The sequence below is a fragment of the Chitinophaga sp. 01L420 genome (assembly GCF_056399985.1).
The window spans coordinates 1-19,574 of record NZ_JBFTSK010000053.1 but is presented as its reverse complement, the minus strand read 5'-3'; the positions used below and the strand labels follow the sequence as shown (position 1 = coordinate 19,574).

At 45.9% G+C, this 19,574-nt stretch carries 11 protein-coding genes; 10 read left to right on the top strand and 1 reads right to left on the bottom strand.

Annotation, left to right across the window (positions count from 1 at the left end; all coding sequences use genetic code 11):
- Nucleotides 1-324: 324 nt before the first annotated feature.
- From AC1DP6_RS31810 to AC1DP6_RS31780, 7 genes are all read left to right on the top strand, one after another.
- On the top strand, nucleotides 325-1,203 hold the full coding sequence (locus AC1DP6_RS31810; RefSeq protein WP_477058471.1) for an ROK family protein: 879 nt from the start codon (nucleotides 325-327) through the stop codon (nucleotides 1,201-1,203).
- A 340-nt stretch (nucleotides 1,204-1,543) separates the two neighbouring features.
- The gene (locus AC1DP6_RS31805; RefSeq protein ID WP_477058491.1) at nucleotides 1,544-2,152 is read left to right on the top strand and encodes an RNA polymerase sigma factor; all 609 of its coding nucleotides are present in this window, start codon (nucleotides 1,544-1,546) and stop codon (nucleotides 2,150-2,152) included.
- 63 nt (nucleotides 2,153-2,215) lie between these two features.
- Entirely contained in the window at nucleotides 2,216-3,349 is a 1,134-nt protein-coding gene (locus AC1DP6_RS31800; protein WP_477058470.1) for a FecR family protein, read from the top strand.
- Between the two features lie 123 nt (nucleotides 3,350-3,472).
- Nucleotides 3,473-6,748 carry a TonB-dependent receptor gene (locus AC1DP6_RS31795; RefSeq protein ID WP_477058469.1) on the top strand — a complete coding sequence of 1,092 codons (3,276 nt, stop codon included), beginning with the start codon at nucleotides 3,473-3,475 and terminating at the stop codon, nucleotides 6,746-6,748.
- A 17-nt stretch (nucleotides 6,749-6,765) separates the two neighbouring features.
- Nucleotides 6,766-8,364, top strand: coding sequence for a RagB/SusD family nutrient uptake outer membrane protein (locus AC1DP6_RS31790; RefSeq protein WP_477058468.1), 1,599 nt, complete (start codon nucleotides 6,766-6,768; stop codon nucleotides 8,362-8,364).
- Between the two features lie 185 nt (nucleotides 8,365-8,549).
- On the top strand, nucleotides 8,550-9,827 hold the full coding sequence (locus AC1DP6_RS31785) for a Gfo/Idh/MocA family oxidoreductase (protein WP_441576191.1): 1,278 nt from the start codon (nucleotides 8,550-8,552) through the stop codon (nucleotides 9,825-9,827).
- 35 nt (nucleotides 9,828-9,862) lie between these two features.
- Entirely contained in the window at nucleotides 9,863-13,225 is a 3,363-nt protein-coding gene (locus tag AC1DP6_RS31780) for a 3-keto-alpha-glucoside-1,2-lyase-like domain-containing protein (RefSeq protein WP_477058467.1), read from the top strand.
- Between the two features lie 50 nt (nucleotides 13,226-13,275).
- Here the strand turns inward: AC1DP6_RS31780 and AC1DP6_RS31775 are convergent, their stop codons facing one another.
- Nucleotides 13,276-13,620, bottom strand: coding sequence for a VOC family protein (locus tag AC1DP6_RS31775; RefSeq protein ID WP_477058466.1), 345 nt, complete (start codon nucleotides 13,618-13,620; stop codon nucleotides 13,276-13,278).
- Nucleotides 13,621-13,895: 275 nt separating this feature from the next.
- On the opposite strand from AC1DP6_RS31775, the gene AC1DP6_RS31770 reads away from it, so the two are divergent.
- From AC1DP6_RS31770 to AC1DP6_RS31760, 3 genes are all read left to right on the top strand, one after another.
- The gene (locus tag AC1DP6_RS31770) at nucleotides 13,896-14,909 is read left to right on the top strand and encodes a hypothetical protein (RefSeq protein ID WP_477058465.1); all 1,014 of its coding nucleotides are present in this window, start codon (nucleotides 13,896-13,898) and stop codon (nucleotides 14,907-14,909) included.
- A gap of 13 nt (nucleotides 14,910-14,922) precedes the next feature.
- Nucleotides 14,923-16,347 carry a hypothetical protein gene (locus AC1DP6_RS31765; protein ID WP_477058464.1) on the top strand — a complete coding sequence of 475 codons (1,425 nt, stop codon included), beginning with the start codon at nucleotides 14,923-14,925 and terminating at the stop codon, nucleotides 16,345-16,347.
- A 66-nt stretch (nucleotides 16,348-16,413) separates the two neighbouring features.
- On the top strand, nucleotides 16,414-19,574 hold a 3,161-nt coding region (locus AC1DP6_RS31760; RefSeq protein WP_477058463.1), incomplete at its 3' end, for a hypothetical protein.

Below are 19,574 nucleotides of genomic sequence, written 5' to 3'. Positions count from 1 at the left end.
ATTTCAGAAAGGGGGAGGAGAGKTATTAAAGTTTGTTGCTATGAAAGCGATAAGGTTGTTGTTGCCGGAGCAATTGTCAGATTCCATTGTAGTAATGAATTACGATGTAAAAGTGATGATTATTTTTCATCCGTCAAAATATTTCGGATAGATTTCTTTTGAAAAGCCTTCCCTGTTTTTTTGATTTTTCAAAAAACGCCCTATATTGGAGCTGTTTAACCATTTTTCACGTTGCTAAAACGATTTTTCTGAGTAAATCAACCAAATAATTTTTTATATTTGTTTAGGTTAAACGATTTAGCAAACACTCTATCTTGAATTTTTATGAAGAATTCCACGGCGTTAGGAATAGATATTGGCGGCTCTCATATTACCGCAGCACTGGTTGATCTGGGCACAAGAACGATCATAGAAGGTTCCTGGAACCGCACGCGTATTGACTCACAGGGAGCAGCTGCAGACATTATAGCGTCATGGTCGGCCGTTATCAGCGAGGTATTTACCAAAGCGCCGGCAGGCATTAAACATATAGGTATTGGCATGCCTGGCCCCTTCGATTATGAACAAGGGATCAGCCTGATGAAAGGGCAGCATAAGTATGATGCACTATATAAGCTGCATATAAAAGACTTACTGGCGGACAAACTGGGCATTCAACCGGAACAAATCCGCTTTATCAACGATGCCGGCTGTTTCCTGCAGGGCGAGGTGTTCAGCGGCGCCGGTAAAAACTACCAACGGGTAATAGGTCTTACTCTAGGCACCGGTTTAGGTTCCGCTGTTTATCGCGATGGCGTGGCAAACGATGCCAACCGCTGGTGTTCCCCCTTTAAAGATGGTATGGCCGAAGATTATCTGTCTACCCGCTGGTTTGTAAAACGCTACCAGGAAGTAAGCGGCGAAACAGTACCAGACGTGAAAGCACTGGTTGCACGTATAGCCGTTGACGATAGTATTCCCGAACTGTTTAATGAATTCGCCCGCAACCTGGCCACTTTACTCATCGATTTTGTACAAGCCGAACAACCGGAAGCCATTGTGATTGGCGGCAATATCGCCAACGCGGCTGACCTCTTCTTTCCATTACTGATTACAACACTACAACAACATCAGATCAATATTCCGGTAGTTACTGCCAGCTTAGGTGAAGCTGCTGCCCTGATTGGCGCGGCCAGTCTATGGCATTTAGCTTTTAGCCGTTAGCTTTTAGCTGTTAGGAAATGCAGCGGAGAATTTCATATAGCTTTTAGCCGTTAGCTTTTAGCTGTTAGGGAAATGCAGCGGAGAATTTCATATAGCTTTTAGCCRTTAGCTTTTAGCTGTTAGGRAAATGCAGCGGAGAATTTCATATAGCTTTTAGCCGTTAGCTTTTAGCTGTTAGGAAATGCAGCGRAGAATTTCATATAGCTTTTAGCCGTTAGCTTTTAGCTGTTAGGAAATGCAGCCGAGAATTTCCCTAACAGCTAAAAGCTAATGGCTAAAAGCTAAAAAAGATTTATATTGGGCGCATCAACCACTTCTAAATATTTACTGATTGAACGACGTGTCAACTGCGGCCAATAATATCTTGTGGGAAAACATCATCCAGGGTGATCAGGAAGCCTACAGGGAATTATATGAGCTGTTTGCAGAGATGCTTTACCGCTACGGATTGCGTTATATACAAGATACGGCTACTATAAAAGACTGTATACAGGACCTTTTCACAGACCTTTACCATTACAGGCGAAATCTATCTCCCAAAGTAAATATCCGCTATTACCTGCTCCGGTCATTCCGGCGGAAAATACACGTGGCCATCAAAAAAGGCGCTGCCATAAGCCCAACCACCGACGCGGAAGATTATTTTTCCGTAGACTATGAGCCGGCTGCGGAAGAACTCATCATTGCTGCGGAACAACAGCAACAAATGCTCCGCCTCCTTGCCCTGGAGCTGAATGCTTTGCCCGCCCGCCAAAAGGAAGTGCTGTTCCTGAAATTTAATTGCGACCTGTCGTATGATGAAGTGGCAGGCATTATGAAAATAAGCATTCCTACCTGTCGTACACTGGCCTACAGAGCCTTCCGGCAACTCCGCACCAATATGGAAAAAATGCCCGTACTCCCGCTCCTCATCCTGTTAATGTCCTGGCTCGCTCAAAAAAATAATTAAAAAATAATTGCTTTCGGGAGTCTATGTCCCGGCTGTTTGCTTCTCTTTATAGTAAATACCTGCATGAAGCCCGGCAAGAAACAACTGAAACTGGAAGATATACTTGGCAATGACCAGCCACCAACAGCGCAAAATGAAGATCCTGCGCAACTGGAGCTGGTAGCTGCTGTACAGCGTATGATTACGAATGCCGGTAATGAAGCATGGGATCCCGCCGATAAAGCATCGTTGTGGCAGGATATTGCGGGTCACCTTGTACCTAAACAAGTTCGTTACCGCTACCTGTTCCTGAAAATAGCCGCCGCAGTGTTGTTATTACTGACCGCTGGTGCCTGGCTCTTCTGGCCGCGGCAGCATAGTGCATTGGTGCAGTTTGCACAGCAGCAGGGCCCTATGGAAAGCGCTACAGATACCCGTTTGATCCTGGGACAAAATAAATCAGTTGTGGTTAAAGGAAAAAACTCCTCCCTGATATATGCCGGCGGTGGCGCCGGTGTTACCATTAATGCCAATAGCACCGCCATTCCGGCTGATGTGTATAATACCCTGCTGGTACCCTATGGCCGCCGTTCCCGGGTGCAGCTGGAAGATGGTACCGTGGTGCTGCTGAATGCAGGATCCCGCCTGGTGTATCCTGCTTCTTTTAAGGATAATAAAAGAGAAGTATACCTGGAAGGAGAGGCTTTCTTCGACATTGCTCCCAACGCACAATCTCCATTTTTTGTATATGCGTCCGGCATAGAAACGGAAGTATTGGGTACCACTTTTAATGTGTGTGCTTATTCGGATGATGCACAGCAAAGCCTGGTACTGGTGTCTGGAAGTGTACGCCTGCACCTTCGGGAGCATGGCTTATTTGGCAAGCATGCACAACAGTTGGAACCTTCCCAAATGGCGACGGTCAGCCCCAAAGGAGGCGACCTGCAGGTAAGCAGGGTAAATGTGAGGACCTATACCGCCTGGAAAGACGGGAGCCTGTTATTTTTCAGCACTCCGCTGAAAGATATCCTGAAAAAATTAACGCGATACTATAATATACAGTTGGACCTTGCATCCACACAACCCGGACTGGAAACCTTTTCCGGAGATCTTGACCTGGATGAAAACCTTGACAACGTACTCGATGCCATCTGCGCTGCCAACTCGCTGCGCTATGAGCGCCATGGACAGCGCATTGTACTAAAAGAGAAAGAGTAAGAACCATACATATCACCAAAAAAAACCGGAAGATGGTGGGACATCTTCCGGTTGCACTGCCCCCGCTGCAAAGCGGGGGACGGGCTTGTCTTTTTGTTTAACGAAAAAAAACGTAGTGAAGTTATGAAAAAAATCTATGCACAATGGCGCGTGCCGCCAGGCAAAGCTTTTGCCGCTAAATTACTTAGAACAATGAAACTAACTGTAATTTTGCTATTCACCGGTATCCTTGGTATCTCTGCCACCGGCAGATCCCAGGATAATCACCTTACTGTTAAACTACACCAGGGTACTTTACCTCAGTTGTTCAGCCAGATCCAGTCGCAAAGCACCTGGCGCATCTTTTATAAAGATGACCTGGTGGCCAGGGAGCAGCCGCTCACCCTGGAACTGCAGGACAAAAAGATCAGTGAAGTCTTGGACAAAGCACTGGCCAATACCAACCTGAGCTACCGTATTGTGCGGAACCAGGTGGCCATCATTCCCAAAGAAAAAAATAAGAACGGCAGTCTCACCGATCCCGCCGCACAGCTGGAAGACAGCGCCTATGTTATAAGGGGAAGGGTATATGATATGCACGAACCGCCGCAGGCATTGCCTGGTGTGACCATCCGCGTAAAAGACAATAACAGCATCGGCACCACTACCGATGCCGATGGCTATTTTTCATTGAAGACCAGGAAAAATGCCGTCCTCGTTTTTACGCAGATGGGCTATCTACCGGAAGAACATACGGTCATCCGCAGTCTGAATGCACTCAATATTTCCCTGAAAGAAAATGTATCTGCCCTCGACGAAGTAGTGGTAGTGGGCCTTTCAGAGCAGCAGAAAAAACATATTGCCAGCTCTATCAGTACGGTGAACATTGCCCAGCAAACCAACGGTAAGCCGATTACCGCTTTGTCGCAGGCGCTGCAGGGTGGTGTAACGGGGATACAGGTATCGCAGAGTTCCGGCCTGCCGGGCGGGGATGCTGCCGTGATCAAAATCCGGGGAATCAGCACTGTTAACTTCTCCAACCCATTGGTGTTGGTAGACGGCGTGCCAATGGATATGGACTATATAGATCCCGTTACCGTGGAAAGCGTGACGATACTGAAAGATGCCGCTGCAGCGGCAGTGTATGGCGCCCGTGCGGCTAATGGTGTTATTCTCGTGACTACTAAGCGTGGTGTAGCAGGCAGAGTGGCTGTTACCTATGATGGATATTACGGTATACAATCACCTTCTACTATGCCTAAATTAGTGGAGGCGCCTCAGTACATGAAGATGTTTAATGAAGCACAAATAAATGCGGGTAACCAGCCTTTTTATGCGGAAGAAGATATTAAACATACAGAAGCCGGTGATGATCCGGTGAAATATCCCAACACCGACTGGCAGAAAGAGATCATTAAGCGTGCAGCGCCCATTACCAGTCACTCGCTGGGTGTGAGCGGAGGTAACAGCCTGGCGCGTTTTGCACTCACCGCGAATTACCAGAATCAACAAGGCATGATTCCCCTGAATCATTCCAATAAATATAATATCCGTGCCAACACCTCCATTACGCTGAATAAGAAATTCCTGGTGTACATGGATATGCTGGCCATCAAGAGAAATACTTTCTACCCTAACCGTCCCAATGGTAATGATGGTAACAGGATACTGGAAGATATTTTCAGGGTACCGCCCACCATTTTGCCTAAATATCCGCAGAAGGATGGCGCGCCCATCATCTATGGCCGCTATGTGGATATTGTAAACCCGGTGGCATATGCAGAACACGGCGGACGCAGTGCCAACGAATACGGACAGTCCAGCATCAACCTGCAACCCAAGTGGGAAATACTACCGGGATTGAATTTGCGTGGACAGTTCAGTTTCCGCTTAAACAGTGACGTAACCAGGACCACCCGCGATAACTACTATTTCTTCGACTACTTTACCGGTAAACTGGTGCAGACCTGGGGTGTGCAAAGGACTGCCAGTATGGATAGAACCACTTATTATTATGCCGGCGTAACAGCAGATTATACCTATGACCTGAAAGATCATCATTTCTATGTGATGGGCGGCTATTCACAAGAAGAAAATAATGGTGGTTTCTGGGATGTAAGATCGCTGCTGTCGTTTTATGCGAAAGTGAACTATTCCTATAAAGATAAATACCTGCTTGAAGGAGCGATGCGTACAGATGGGTCTTCCCGTTTTGGTCCCGGTCATAAGTATGGCACTTTCCCTTCTGTTGCCTTGGGTTGGAATGTGCATAAGGAAAATTTTATGCAATCTCTGCGTATGATCAATAACCTGAAATTGCGGGCGTCTTATGGCAGGTTGGGTAACGAAAATATTCCGCTGTACCAGTATCAGAATATGATTAGTACCGGTGATGGGGTGGAGAGTGTATTTGGCAACCCGGACATTACCTGGGAAACTGTAGATATGCTGGACCTGGGTATGGATCTCGCACTGTTTCAGAGCAAGCTGGAACTCACGTTTGATTATTATAACAAGATGACAAATGGTATCATCCTGAATCCTCCGGTGTCTTATGTAGGTGGAATGGGAAAAACACCTATCAATGCAGGGAAGCTGCGTAATAAAGGAGTGGAGTTGTCACTGAATTATAACAGTCGTATCGGGAAAGATATAACTGTATCTGTGAGGCCGGGTATTTCCTATAACACCAACACATTGCTCACCTTAAAAGGAGGGCCTTATATCAGCGGCGGAAATTCTATTAATAAAGAAGGGTATGCGCTGAACAGCATTTACGGTTATAAAACGAATGGATTATTACAGGCGAGTGATTTTAAACCTGATGGTACTGCATTGGTGCCTATTATAGCCAAGCAGCAACCAGGAGATATCCGGTATGTAGATGTGAACGGGGATAACATTATTGACGGAAACGACCAGACGGTGATTGGAAATCCTACACCTAAAGCCGACTTCTTTGCCAATTTCCGTATTACCTATAAAAAATGGGAACTGRAAATGCTGTTGCAGGGTGTGAACAAAAACGATGCTACATTGGGTGGTATGCTGGCGTATCCACTGGATATGTCATTTGATGGTGGTGTGCCTACGCAGTACTATGCTGATAACTACTGGACGCCGCAGCGTACCAATGCCCGTTTTCCACGTCTCACCACTTCACCGAGCATCAATAAATTGTCGTCTGATTTCTGGCAGCAGAACGGCGCCTATGTGCGGATGAAATATATACAGCTGGGTTACAATTTCAGCAGCACCCGGTTAAAGCGTATGGGCGTTAACGGTGCCAGGGTATATGTGAATGCACAAAATCCATTCGTGTTTACGTCCATGAAACTGGTGGACCCGGAAAGTCAGGGTAACCAGTGGACCTATGGCATCATGAAAGTGTACACCGCAGGCGTGAGCATACAGTTATAACCATTAAACTTTTCGCGATGAAGAAGAAATATAGCATCATCATGATATTGGCCCTGACTTTATTGTCTTTGCCGGCCTGTAAAAAATTTCTTACCCACGATAATCCGTCCGGTGTAACAGATGCGGAGTGGTGGAAAACGGAAACCCATGCTTACAATGCGCTGGCTTCTATTTATGCCGGTATACCAGCGGGTTCGGACGGCCGTAATGTGATGTTCTGGTCTGGCCTCAGCGATGAAGCCGTGTGTCGTGGCGACTTCCGGGGTAACTATGATATTTACACCCGTGGTTTGCAAAACCCTACCTGGGATGTGGCAGAGTGGATATGGAGAGATGATTACATTGATGTACGCCGTGCCTGTCGCTTCCTGGAAAACGTGGATAAATGTTTTATGGGCGATGAGCTGCGTACCCGCATGAAGTATGAAGCCCGTGCGTTGCGTGCTTTTTATCATATGGAAATCATGCTTTTCTTTGGTGACATTCCCATTGTTACTACCTCGCTGACGCCATTGGAGAACCACCTGAAGAGAGATCCTGCCGAAAAAGTGTATGCTTTTATATTGAGCGAATTGAAAGATTGTGCGGAGCACCTGCCACAGGAATATGTCAGTGATGAAACCTGGCGTATATCTGCCGGCACCTGTAATGCGCTGATAGCGAAGCTGGCTTTATTCTTTCATCATTATGATGTGGCCAGAGATGCTGCTGCCAAAGTGATTGGGTCCGGGGCATATAAATTATACCGTGGTGAAAAACCGGGGGTAAACAGTTTTGCCGAATTATTCAGTTATGCCGGGGAGTTAAATAAAGAAAGGATATTTTTCAAAGCGGGAGGCTGTGGTAATGCATGGACTACCTTTGCGCCATATGGCATTGGTGGAGAAACCTATGTATCGCCCACCTCAACAGTAGTAGATAACTTTGAAACAAAGCAGGGGAAAACGCCTGCAGAGCTGGGGCCGGATTCTGTGGCCATCTACCGTAAAGATCCTAATTACAAAAACAACAGGGATCCCCGTTTGGCAGCATCGATATTATATCCCGGGGAACAGTATCTGGATGCGAATTATATCCTGTCGCCCTTTGATAATTCACCAGCAAATAACGATAGGATAGGCGTGCAGAAGTCAACCGCTACCGGTTACTGGATCCGCAAATACCTTGATCCACGCGACCGGCAGAGCAGGGGAGGTTCTCTTGATTTTATGATTATCCGTTACAGTGAAGTATTGTTGATTTATGTAGAATCATTGATAGAGCTGGATGATTGGAAAAATCCGGCCATAGCGTTGCACCTGAATGATATCCGTACACGTGCGGGGATGCCGGCAGTTGACCTGCAAAAGTATAACAGTGCGGCCCTGCTGCGGCAGCTGGTACGCCGCGAGCGTCAATCGGAGCTGGCTTTTGAAGGACAGCGTTATTTTGATATCCGGAGATGGGGTATTGTAAAGCAGGTGATGAACGGGCAGGTATTTGGCGCTACTGATCCGCAAACAGGTGTGGCGGTGAAGGTGCAGGATCGTTCTTATATTGATCGTGATTACCTGTGGCCTATACCGGAAAAAGAAACGTTGTCTAATCCGGAGATGAAGCAAAATCCCGGGTATTAAGCATGGCCATTTTTTTGCCGCTTATCAAATTTCCTTTCTGGTATTTGCATATCACGGTGTTAGATTATATCTTACCAGTCGACAAGCCAGAATCGAATAAGACGGTGAATTTATTATCATACAGTGAACGAATACTATCAGACCAAAACCTAATTTATCAATCCGGCATTCAATTAAACTGAAATATGGCGAAACAAAACAGCGATTCAAGGCGGGCATTTCTTAAAAATTCCCTGGGAGCGCTTGCTGCATTTACTATTGTGCCCAGGCATGTGCTGGGCCGCGGTTACCTGGCTCCGAGTGACCAGCTGACCAAAGCCGTAATAGGCACTGGTGGCATGGGACGTGGCCACTTTGGCTATGCGGGCACCCGGGTAGTGGCGCTCTGCGATGTAGACCGCAGTCATCTGAAACTGGCAATGGATCAGTTGGGAGATAAAAGCAAAGGGGTTAAAACTTTTGCCGACTACCGTGAAGTCATCACCTTACCCGAAGTAGATATTGTACATATTGCGACACCACCGCACTGGCATGGTATCATCGCAGCAGATGCTGCCCGTGCCGGGAAAGACATCTGGTGTGAAAAACCAATGACCGCCACTATCGGTGAAGGCAAACGTCTGGTGGAAGCAGTACAACAGCATGGCAGAATTTTCCGCCTGAATACCTGGTTCCGTTTTGAAGACAGATTTTATGGAATGGGTACTACCGTGAAGCCGATTAAAAAACTGGTAGACAGTGGTCTGCTGGGATGGCCGCTGAAAGTAACGGTGAGCAAGCATACCGGCTTTGACTGGAAATTTTACTGGGTAGGCAAAACCAACCTGGAAGCAATGGCAGTACCAAAAGAGCTGGATTATGATATGTGGCTGGGACCGGCTCCTTATCGTCCGTATAACCCACACCGTGTGCACCAGACCTTCCGTGGCTACTGGGATTATGATGGTGGTGGTTTGGGAGATATGGGACAGCATTACCTGGATCCTATCCAGTACTTCCTGGGCAAGGACGATACCAGCCCGGTAAGCGTAGAAGTAGATGCACCCCAGCAACACCCGGATGCCGTAGGTACCTGGAGAAGAATTACCTACACCTATGCAGATGGATGCCAGATTATTCTTGATGGTGATGGTGCTGATGAAAAAGCTGCTTATATAGAAGGACCAAAAGGTAAACTGTATCCTGGTTTCCGCTCGGATATACAAGACCTCGAAAAGAAACTGGCCGCCTTCCCTGATCCTGCGCCTCAGCAGACAGATTTTGTGGACGCCGTGAAGAACCGTCGCAAATTTGCGCTGAATGAAGAAAATGGTCACCGTTCTGCTACCCTGGTGAATATGGGTAAGATCGCACTGCGTCTTAACCGTTCTTTAAAATTCGACCCGGTGAAACAGGAATTTATTGATGATGCAGGTGCTAATGCTCTCGTTTATCAGCCTATGCGTGGACCATGGACTATCTAAAACAGCCGGAATCAGAACAAACAAGTAAATGAATTATGAAAAAGATATTACACTTACTCATTGCATTACTGGTTGGCTGGAGTAGCCTGGTTTCCGCACAGGGACCATCAGATCAGCGTGCCTTCCATACCAAAGTAGCCGATGTACTGGCCTTGATGCCAGCCCCCAATAAAACGCAGTTTAACGCCAATATGGAGGCGATTGCGGCCCTTGGGGAAGAAGGTCTTACTACCATCGCCGGTATGCTCGCAGCGCCCGGAAAAGGGGATAATACGCAATTGCAGTATGCGATAGCCGGATATGCTTATTATGTGACGCAACCAGGTAAGGAAGCTGCCCGTAAACAAGCGGTTACCGCACTCTGCAAAGCATTGCCTAAAGCCAATGATCCGGAAAATAAGGTATTCCTGCTCACGCAGCTGCAAACCGTAGGTGACGATGCCGCCGTAAGCACCCTGCAGGCTTGTCTTACAGACGATCGTCTTTGTGATCCTGCTGCCCGCGCACTGGTGAAAATCAATACTCCGGCAGCACAACAGGCTTTATTACAGGCATTGCCTGCCGCTACCGGTTTTAACCGTATCACCCTCACAGAAGCGTTGGGTGATAGCCGTTATACTGCCGCTGCTGCTGCCATTGCGCCATTGGCCAATGACGCAGACAAGCGACTGGCAAAAGTGGCGCTCTACGCACTGGCGCAGATCGGCGCTCCGGCTTCTGCCCCTGTACTTGCTGCGGCCGCTGCCAAAAGCGGTTACGCATACGATGTGACAGATGCCACAGCTTCTTATCTTTATTATGCTGCTACCTTATCTGATAAGGTTGCTGCCGGGAAGATCGCCGACAATATCCTGAAACTAGCGAAAACAGACGGTCAGGTACATACCCGCACCGCCGCCTTGAAACTGCTCACTACCATCCGTGGTGAAAAGAACATGCCTCTGTTGTTAGCTGCCGCCGATGATAAAAACCACGAGTACCGTGATGCTGCCCTGAAGTTTGCAGGCCAGAACGGATTAGCGGGGAACGCGCTCTGGTTAAAGAAACTGGCAGGTGCAGATAATGCCAATAAAGCTGCTGTAGTGGGTATGTTGGGAGATAATAAAGTGGCCGCTGCTTTACCTGCTATCCAGAAATTACTGGGCAGCAAGGATGAAACCGTAAAACTGGCGGCTATCAAAGCAGCTGGTCAGATTGGTGGCGCTGCTGCATTACCAGCTTTGCTGCAAACCATGAAAACCGGCGACGCCACTACGGTAGAAGCGGTAAAGAACGCCCTGCTGATTATGCCTGGCGATGAAGTGGCCGCACAATCGGGTGCTTCACTGGCTACCATGCCCGTGTCCGCACAAACAGCATTGCTAACGGTCCTGGCTGCACGTAAAGCAGACAGCCGCGTGAATGATGTATTACCACTTACTGCCAGCACAGATGCCGCTACCCGCAGTGCTGCCATCAGCGCGCTGAAAGATGTGGCTACCAAATCCAACCTCTCTGAACTGTTTACCTTACTGAATAACAGCAGCAATGCTACTGATATCAGCAATCTCCAGGCTGCATTGATCAGCGCCGGCGCCAACAGCGCCGATGTGCTGACACAAATGAAGCAGGTAGCTGCCGATAAACAATCTCGTTACCTTCCTGTATTGGCCGGCATCGGTGAAAAAGCGGCCCTGGCACCAGTGGTATCCGCCTTTAATAATGGTGATGCCGCTACGAAAAAAGCAGCGCTGCTGGCGTTGTCTTCCTGGAAAGATGCCGCCGCAGCTCCCGCATTATTACAGATTGCCAGAGATAAGGCCAACAGCGACTACCGCGAAGAGGCACTGGCAGGCTACGTAGGACTGACCCGCCGTTCTGCATTTCCAGCAGAACAACAGTTGCTGATGCTGCGTAATGCCATGGAATTATCCACTACACCGGTAGTACAGAAAAAAATACTGGAAGGTGCAGAGCGTTGCAAAATATTGCCTGCATTATTGTTCGCCGGTAACTACCTGGACAATACAGCTCTGCAACAGGCCGCAGCCAATGCCGTGATGAATATTGCACTGGCAGATAAAAGCTACAACGGCACCACTGTTCGTGCACTCCTCGAAAAAACATCCCAGGTACTGAAAGGACAGGATGCCGATTATCAGCGCCAGTCCATCAGCAAATACCTCGCGGAAATGCCTGCCGGTGATGGATTTGTGACCATCTTCAATGGTAAAGACCTGAGCGGCTGGAAAGGACTGGTAGAAAATCCGGTTGCCCGCGGCAAAATGGATGCTAAAAATCTCGCTAAAGCACAACAGAAAGCCGATGACAACATGCGCAAAGGCTGGTCTGTAAAAGACGGTTTACTGGTATTCGGTGGCAGCGGTGATAACCTCTGCACCGAGAAAAAATATGGCGACTTTGAAATGCTGGTAGACTGGAAGATCACTGCACAGGGCGATGCCGGTATCTATCTCCGTGGTTCCCCACAGGTACAGATCTGGGATACTTCCCGCACAGATGTAGGCGCGCAGGTAGGTTCCGGTGGTTTGTACAACAACCAGCAACATGAAAGCAAGCCACTGAAACTGGCAGATAATGCCATCGGCGAATGGAATCATTTCCGTATCCTCATGAAAGGGGATCGTGTAACGGTATACCTCAACGGTGAACTGGTAACAGATAATACCATCCTGGAAAACTACTGGGATCGTGGTTTACCCATCTTCCCCGATGAGCAGATAGAACTGCAGGCGCATGGTACTTATGTTGCTTACCGTGATCTGTATGTAAAGGAAATTCCGCGTCCAAAGCCTTATGTGCTGAGCGATGAGGAGAAGAAAGCCGGATATAAATTGTTGTTCGATGGTACCAACATGCACGAATGGATTGGTAACACCAAAGACTACGTCATTGATAACGGCGACCTGATCATAGATCCTTCCAACGGTGGACATGGTAATCTCTATACGAAAGATGAATATAAAAATTTCTCTTTCCGTTTTGAATTCCAGCTTACACCCGGCGCCAACAACGGTTTGGGTGTACGTGCTCCGCTGGAAGGCGATGCCGCTTACATGGGTATGGAATTACAGATCCTGGACAACGAAGCAGATGTTTACAAAGACCTGCATGTATACCAGTATCATGGCTCTGTATATGGTGTGATCGCTGCCAAACGTGGCTTCCTGAAACCTGTTGGTGAATGGAATGTGGAAGAAGCAATTGTAGATGGTACCCATATCAAAGTAACATTGAATGGTACCGTGATCCTGGATGGAGATATTGCAGATGCCCGTAAAAACGGTACACTGGATCATAAAGATCATCCTGGTCTGAAAAATGAAACCGGTCATATTGGTTTTCTCGGACATGGATCTACGGTGCGTTTCAGGCATATGAGAGTGAAAACGCTGTAATCATTTACAGAATTATTTTGGCCGTTCTTACACTTTGTAAGAGCGGCTTTTTATTTTTGGAGGAGTTCGATCTTCCTGCCATCCAGGTCTTTTACCAGGGCGGCGTAGCCCCATTCAGTTTGTGTTGCCGCCGTAATGATGTACTCCGTGGGCAAGGTCTTCATCAGGTTATCCAGTTCATCTACCGTAAAACCTAACCGGGTGGTATTATCCGCTACTGTTACTCCTTTAGGTAAGGGATAAATTTCCAGGACCACACCTTCGCCGGTACTGGCATAATGAAAAGGACCGGTATCGTGTTGATGATAGTGAAATTCAAATCCAAGATGGGTGTAAAACCCGGCTTGTGCGGCGAGTTGGGCAGTCTTGATAACTATGAGATGGGTGATTGGCATGATGCGAAAGTAAGATGTTTTATGCAACGCGGATGTTGGGCAAGTGCCACATAAAATTTTGCCTATCATGGGTTTGCTACAACTAAAGTTGTAGTGATTTGTTTGTAATAAGTTACTTCCTTTGCAAATAATGTTAACCGGTTTGTATTGTTTTATAATTGAATTAACTGTAGCTTTTACTCCATTAGTGTTCGGAACAATTTTACATATTTATTCTATTTAGGTAGCAGTATTAACCTTGAAAAATAAGCCATAATAAAATTATACCCTTAGCTATGAAGCACGTCTTCTTTTTATCATTGCTTTTTGCTGCATGTCTGAATGCCAGCGGCCAGAGAACCAATAGACTGGATTCTACTGGTAATGCAGGTATTGGAACAACTACTCCGAGTGCTTTATTGCATGTTAATGGAGGTAATATAAAACTGACTAATCCAACGGGATATCCATGGGGAATAAATCTGGATGTCGACTATACAGGCGGCTGGAACCGGGAAATCAGCATTTCCAGAGGTGGAACAGGAAAAATGCTGTCATTTGGAGTAATGGCTTCCGGAGGCACCCTCACCTATGGTTATATTGGAGGTAGCACCAGCGCACCGGTAGCTGTTGACAATCCCTGGATGGCATTTAAACCAAATGGTTATGTTGGAATAGGAACAATAGCGCCTTCGACAAGATTGGCCATCGAAGCGGCAGATAGTACAGAGAGTAACTTTATAAGATTTGAGAATAGAGCTTTGCCCAATTCGCTTGTTTATCTTGGTACTGCAAATAATACCCATAGTGTAAATACCTTCAGGATGGCAGCTGTTTTTGAAAGTTATCGTAATCTTCATATCTCAGCAGCTACCGCTTCCGCTAATATATTCTTCGAAACAGGGAGAGTTGATGCCAATGCACCAGTGAGAATGATGATCAATAATATTGGAAATGTTGGTATCGGTACTACCGCACCAGGCCCTTATAAGCTGGCAGTGGAGGGCACTATTGGTGCGCGTAGAGTAAAAGTTACGCAGGTAACCCCCTGGGCAGATTTTGTTTTTGCTTCAGATTACAAGCTACCCACTTTACAGGAAGTAGAAGATTTCATCAGCATCAACAAGCATCTTCCCGATATTCCAAGTGCTGCGGAAGTAACAAAAGATGGCATTGATCTGGGTGAAATCAACCAAAAGTTATTACAGAAGATAGAAGAGCAGATGTTATATATTATCGAGATGAATAAGAAAATTAACACGCTGACAAATGAAATGAAAGATCTTAAAGAAAAAGTGAGTGTTGAATAATAATATACCTGTCATGAAATTTCTCTGTCCCTTTATCCTGTCCTTGTTTATCTGCTCCTTTGCTGTTCAGGCACAGGACAGTCTGATGAAGAAGATCACTCCTATACCGGGGAAATATCTTTCCCAGGTAAAGCAGAAATCCGACAAAATGGAGCGACAGATTTCCAAACGCAGTGAACAGGCGCTGAGCCGGTTTATGAAGCAGGAGGAAAAGCTGAAGCGCCGGTTGGGGCGAATTGATTCCCTCAAGGCGAATAACCTTTTTGCGCATTCTATTGATTCATTAGGGAGTCTTAAGTCGCGCATGAAAGGTAAGCTTGGAAAGTATTCCGGCGCCCTGTCACAAACAGGGGGCGGGGCGTATCTTGATAGTTTGGGTAACTCCCTGGCCTTTTTAAAACAATCAAAAGGACTCCTGGCGCAATCCAAAGGCGTAACAGATAAGTTGAATGGGTCTTTAAAATCGGTAGACAACCTGAAAGATAAACTCGCGCAGGCAGAACAGATCAAAGCGTATATCCGGGAGCGTAAACAGCTGCTGAAAGAGCAATTAGCGCAGTACACCGGGTTCACGAAAGATCTGCAGAAGATGAACAAAGAAGCCTACTATTACGCACAGCAACTGAAAGAGTATAAAGAAGTTTTTAAAGATAAGAAGAAGGCGGAGCAGAAAGCGATGGAGGTCATTAAGAAGTTACCCGCCTATAATGACTTCATGCAAAAGCATTCACAACTGGCCAGTCTTTTTAATATACAGGGCGCCACCGCCTCCGCACAAAGCCTGGAAGGATTACAAACCCGTAGCCAGGTAGAGCAACTTATTCAGCAACGTATTGGTAGCGGCCCCAATGCAAGTGCCGCTGTGAGTCAGCAGATGGCAGAAGCCCGTAGCAAATTTGATGAGCTGAAAAGTAAGTTTCCTGATTTGGACAACGCCGCTGAAATGCCGGACTTCAAGCCCAAAGAAATGAAGACCAAGAGCTTTTTACAGCGGTTAGAGTTTGGCAGCAACGTACAGTTCCAACGCAGCAATAAGTTTTTCCCTACTACCGGCGACCTCGCCGGACAGGCCGCCTATAAATTTCATAAAAACGGTAGTGCGGGTATTGGTCTTTCGTATAAACTGGGCATGGGTACCGGGTTTGATAACATCCGGTTCTCCGGTCAGGGTATGGGTATCCGTTCTTTCATCGACTGGAAACTCAAAGGGACTTTTTTCCTGAATGGTGGGTATGAGCAGAACTATCAGCCGGATTATGCGGGAGTGCCCGAAGGATTAGGGCAGAAGTGGACGCAGAGCGGATTGATAGGTATTAGTAAGAAGTATAAGATTAATAGTAAGCTGAAAGGCAATATGATGGTGTTGTTTGACTTTTTGTACAATTCGCATGTGCCCAGAACGGATCCGGTGAAGGTGAGGTTGGGGTATAATTTTTAGGTGTTAAGTATTGAATTTTTCTTTTTTAAGTAAAAAAACAAGATTGTAAATATTATTTTCTCCATAATGAAACCCATAACAATAAGGATCCCTATTATCAAACAGATTAGTATTCAACTAATTCTTTTGCTAACCCTTAGGACATTACCTCTTTTTTCCCAGGCTGGCGGAGCTGGCATTGCACCTCCGAAGATGGCGCCACCTTCGCCTGATGTGGCAGCACTTTTTAAATTCAGTGAGTTGCCCGTAACGCTTTACACGGGCCTTCCTTCGGTAAGCATTCCTTTTTTTGAAATAAAATTGAAAGAACTCACGATACCTGTTGGGCTTCAGTACCATACCGGAGGTATTAAGGTAGATGAGGTCGCATCCTCAGTTGGGATGAATTGGAGTCTTAATGCCGGAGGAAGTGTTAATGCGATGGTAAGAGGTAAGAATGATTTGGGAAATGGGTATATCACTTTTCCTATCACTCCTGAAATCTATTCAAATGGTGGGCAGTTTCGTTCAGATCTTCCGGATGGAGGCGCTTCATACAATTGGTGTATAGACGTAATAAATGGATTAAATGATCCTGAGTTGGATATGTTCAATTTCAGTGCACCGGAAATAAACGGGAAGTTTTTTTTAGACGCTGATGGAGATGCTCATGTTGCGCCCGTTCAGCCTATAAAAGTATTGCCATTTGGAGCCAATGGAGCTGTAAGAATAATTAACGAGAAAGGCGTACTATATACTTTTGGCTGGCAGGAAGAGACTGGTTCATCGTTTGCAGGATCCAGTTACAATTACTATTTAACACAGATAGTTACTCCCTCGAAAGATACTGTTAACTTTAATTACGAGCCCCGTAGTTATTCTTACCTCGATTATGTAGGTGAGACAAGGGTGCAGTATATTTCCGGGGATAGAAACCCTGAATTGCTTTTGCAGGCAGGCGATGTGATAACCCGTGGAGCATTTTTYGACAGCACCCATGTAATTGGYGGCGCGAGAATCAAATCAATTACCTGTACAAATGGCACAAAGGTAGATTTCAATTATGCCAGTATTCCCCGCAAAGACTTGCCTGGAGGGAATGCGTTAACGGATGTATCATTATATTATAAAACCAGGTTTATCAGGAAATTTGTGCTTCAGCAAGAATATAAAGGAGACATAGGCGCCCCGGATTTGTGTAGACTTTGGTTATCGCAGGTTTACGAAGAAGGCGCTGGTGGTATCAGAGCTACACCATACAAGTTCACTTATAATCCAAAGGCACTGCCTAAAAGACTGAGTAATGCACAGGATCATTGGGGATATGCCAAGGGGTTGTCTACAGGAGGGGGGACCCGTCTACCTAAAAATAATGACTATTGGCCAGACGATGCTATGGGGACGGATAGAAGTCCGGATACTGTTTATTCTCAGGCCGGGCTGATGACTAGTCTGACATACCCTACGGGAGGAAGCACTGCTTTTACATATGAACCAAATGATGCGTGGATAGATAATGAACGGTCCATTATTAAAACGGATGTTGTCGAGAATATCGGCGGGGCACCATTTACGGTTAGAGAAATTTCATTTGTCATTCCATCTGGTGTTAAAACCGGGAAAATATTTTATAACACGTATAAAAACGGTCCACCGCCCAGGGGAGGAGGAGGAATTCCAGACCCAACTGACGATGAGGAGAGCTGTGGCATTACCGTCCTGAAGCCCAATGGGCAAACGCAGGAGCTTTCTCTCACAAATAGTAATCCCAACGGTGATGCGGTGAATTGGGGCCCCGGAAATTATAAAGTTACACTAAACACATTTGGGGATAGCTATAGTGGCTTTTTTGAATTACGTTATGAAAGAGCCGACACAAGTTATTTTACAGGTAGTAGAATAGTTGGAGGCTGGAGAATAAAAAAACTGGCATATAAAGATCCCTATGCGACTTCCGGTGATAAAACATACAGATATGCCTATGCGTTAAATGATTCGTTTCCGGGGCATTCTTCTGGCGTTTTGYCAGCAACGAAACCTGAGTACGAGTACTTCAGAAACTTATCAATGTATAAATCTGACGTTTCTACAGACCTGCGTATTCTTTCCTGTCAGGTGGTAGTTCAAAGCGCTAACAGTTTGCTGCCCCTTTGGAACGACCATGGTCATATTTTCTATGAAAGAGTAACAATATTGGATGGTGAAAATGGAGAGAATGGTAAAAGCGAGCACACTTTTGGCTATATGGCGAATACTGGCGGATATTATGGATATCCTTTTGTGCCCGCAACGAACAACGACCAGCATAATGGTAAGTTGTTGACTAAAATTGACAGCCGAAGGAATAAAGATGGAACTTTTACGATTGTTCAGTCTGAAGAGAATAAATATAAAATGGGTAAGGATTCTGTATTCTGGCAGGATATGTATCATAAACCGGAGCCTCCTGAATTCCTTAAAGGAATTGGAGCATCAGTTACTATGGAGTTACCTATAATGTCCATTGGTTTGCGTGTATTTCCATATGTTTTCAAGCTGAATACTTATCATTATTCATCTACCTGGATGCAACTTGACTCTACTATCGTTACTCAATATCCCGACGGAAGTCAGGCACTTAAAACTATCGTTTCTTATGGTTATCGTAATGGGGTTAGTCTGCAGCCAACTGACATTAAAACAATCAATAGTAAAAATGAGGAAACGGTTACAACCAAAACATATCCAAGTGACTACAAGGGGATAGCCGTATATGACACGATGATAAAACGTAATATGGTAGTGCCGACTATTCAGCAGACGAATTTCAATAATAATAAAGTATTGATGCGTCAACGAACCAATTTTTTACGTACCTCCGCCAACTTATATTTACCAGGCAGCGTAGATAAAGCTATTTATGGTAATGTTGCGGATACAGAAATTGTATATAGCCGTTATGATGAAAAAGGAAACCTACTGGAATATTACACCAGGGATGGAATTACACATTCTTTTCTGTGGGGATACAACCAAAGCTATCTCGTGGCTGAAATAACAGGCTGCGGGTATGATAAAGCATTGTCATATATTAACCCTGGAGTACTCACAGAGCCAACAGATCTGCAATTGAGGACCGAATTAAATAAAATTCGTTCCGGGATCGCTGCCACTTCTGCAACAGTAGTTTCATATACCCACGCTCCACTTATAGGCGTGACAAGTGTTACAGATCCAAATGGAAGAACATCCTATTATGAGTATGATGG

What these genes read in the sequence shown, in the direction of transcription:
- AC1DP6_RS31775 (WP_477058466.1), bottom strand. Translation starts at nt 13,620, where the DNA reads ATGCCAATCACCCATCTCATAGTTATCAAGACTGCCCAACTCGCCGCA.
- AC1DP6_RS31780 (WP_477058467.1), top strand. Translation starts at nt 9,863, where the DNA reads ATGAAAAAGATATTACACTTACTCATTGCATTACTGGTTGGCTGGAGT.
- AC1DP6_RS31765 (WP_477058464.1), top strand. Translation starts at nt 14,923, where the DNA reads ATGAAATTTCTCTGTCCCTTTATCCTGTCCTTGTTTATCTGCTCCTTT.
- AC1DP6_RS31770 (WP_477058465.1), top strand. Translation starts at nt 13,896, where the DNA reads ATGAAGCACGTCTTCTTTTTATCATTGCTTTTTGCTGCATGTCTGAAT.
- AC1DP6_RS31790 (WP_477058468.1), top strand. Translation starts at nt 6,766, where the DNA reads ATGAAGAAGAAATATAGCATCATCATGATATTGGCCCTGACTTTATTG.
- AC1DP6_RS31800 (WP_477058470.1), top strand. Translation starts at nt 2,216, where the DNA reads ATGAAGCCCGGCAAGAAACAACTGAAACTGGAAGATATACTTGGCAAT.
- AC1DP6_RS31785 (WP_441576191.1), top strand. Translation starts at nt 8,550, where the DNA reads ATGGCGAAACAAAACAGCGATTCAAGGCGGGCATTTCTTAAAAATTCC.
- AC1DP6_RS31810 (WP_477058471.1), top strand. Translation starts at nt 325, where the DNA reads ATGAAGAATTCCACGGCGTTAGGAATAGATATTGGCGGCTCTCATATT.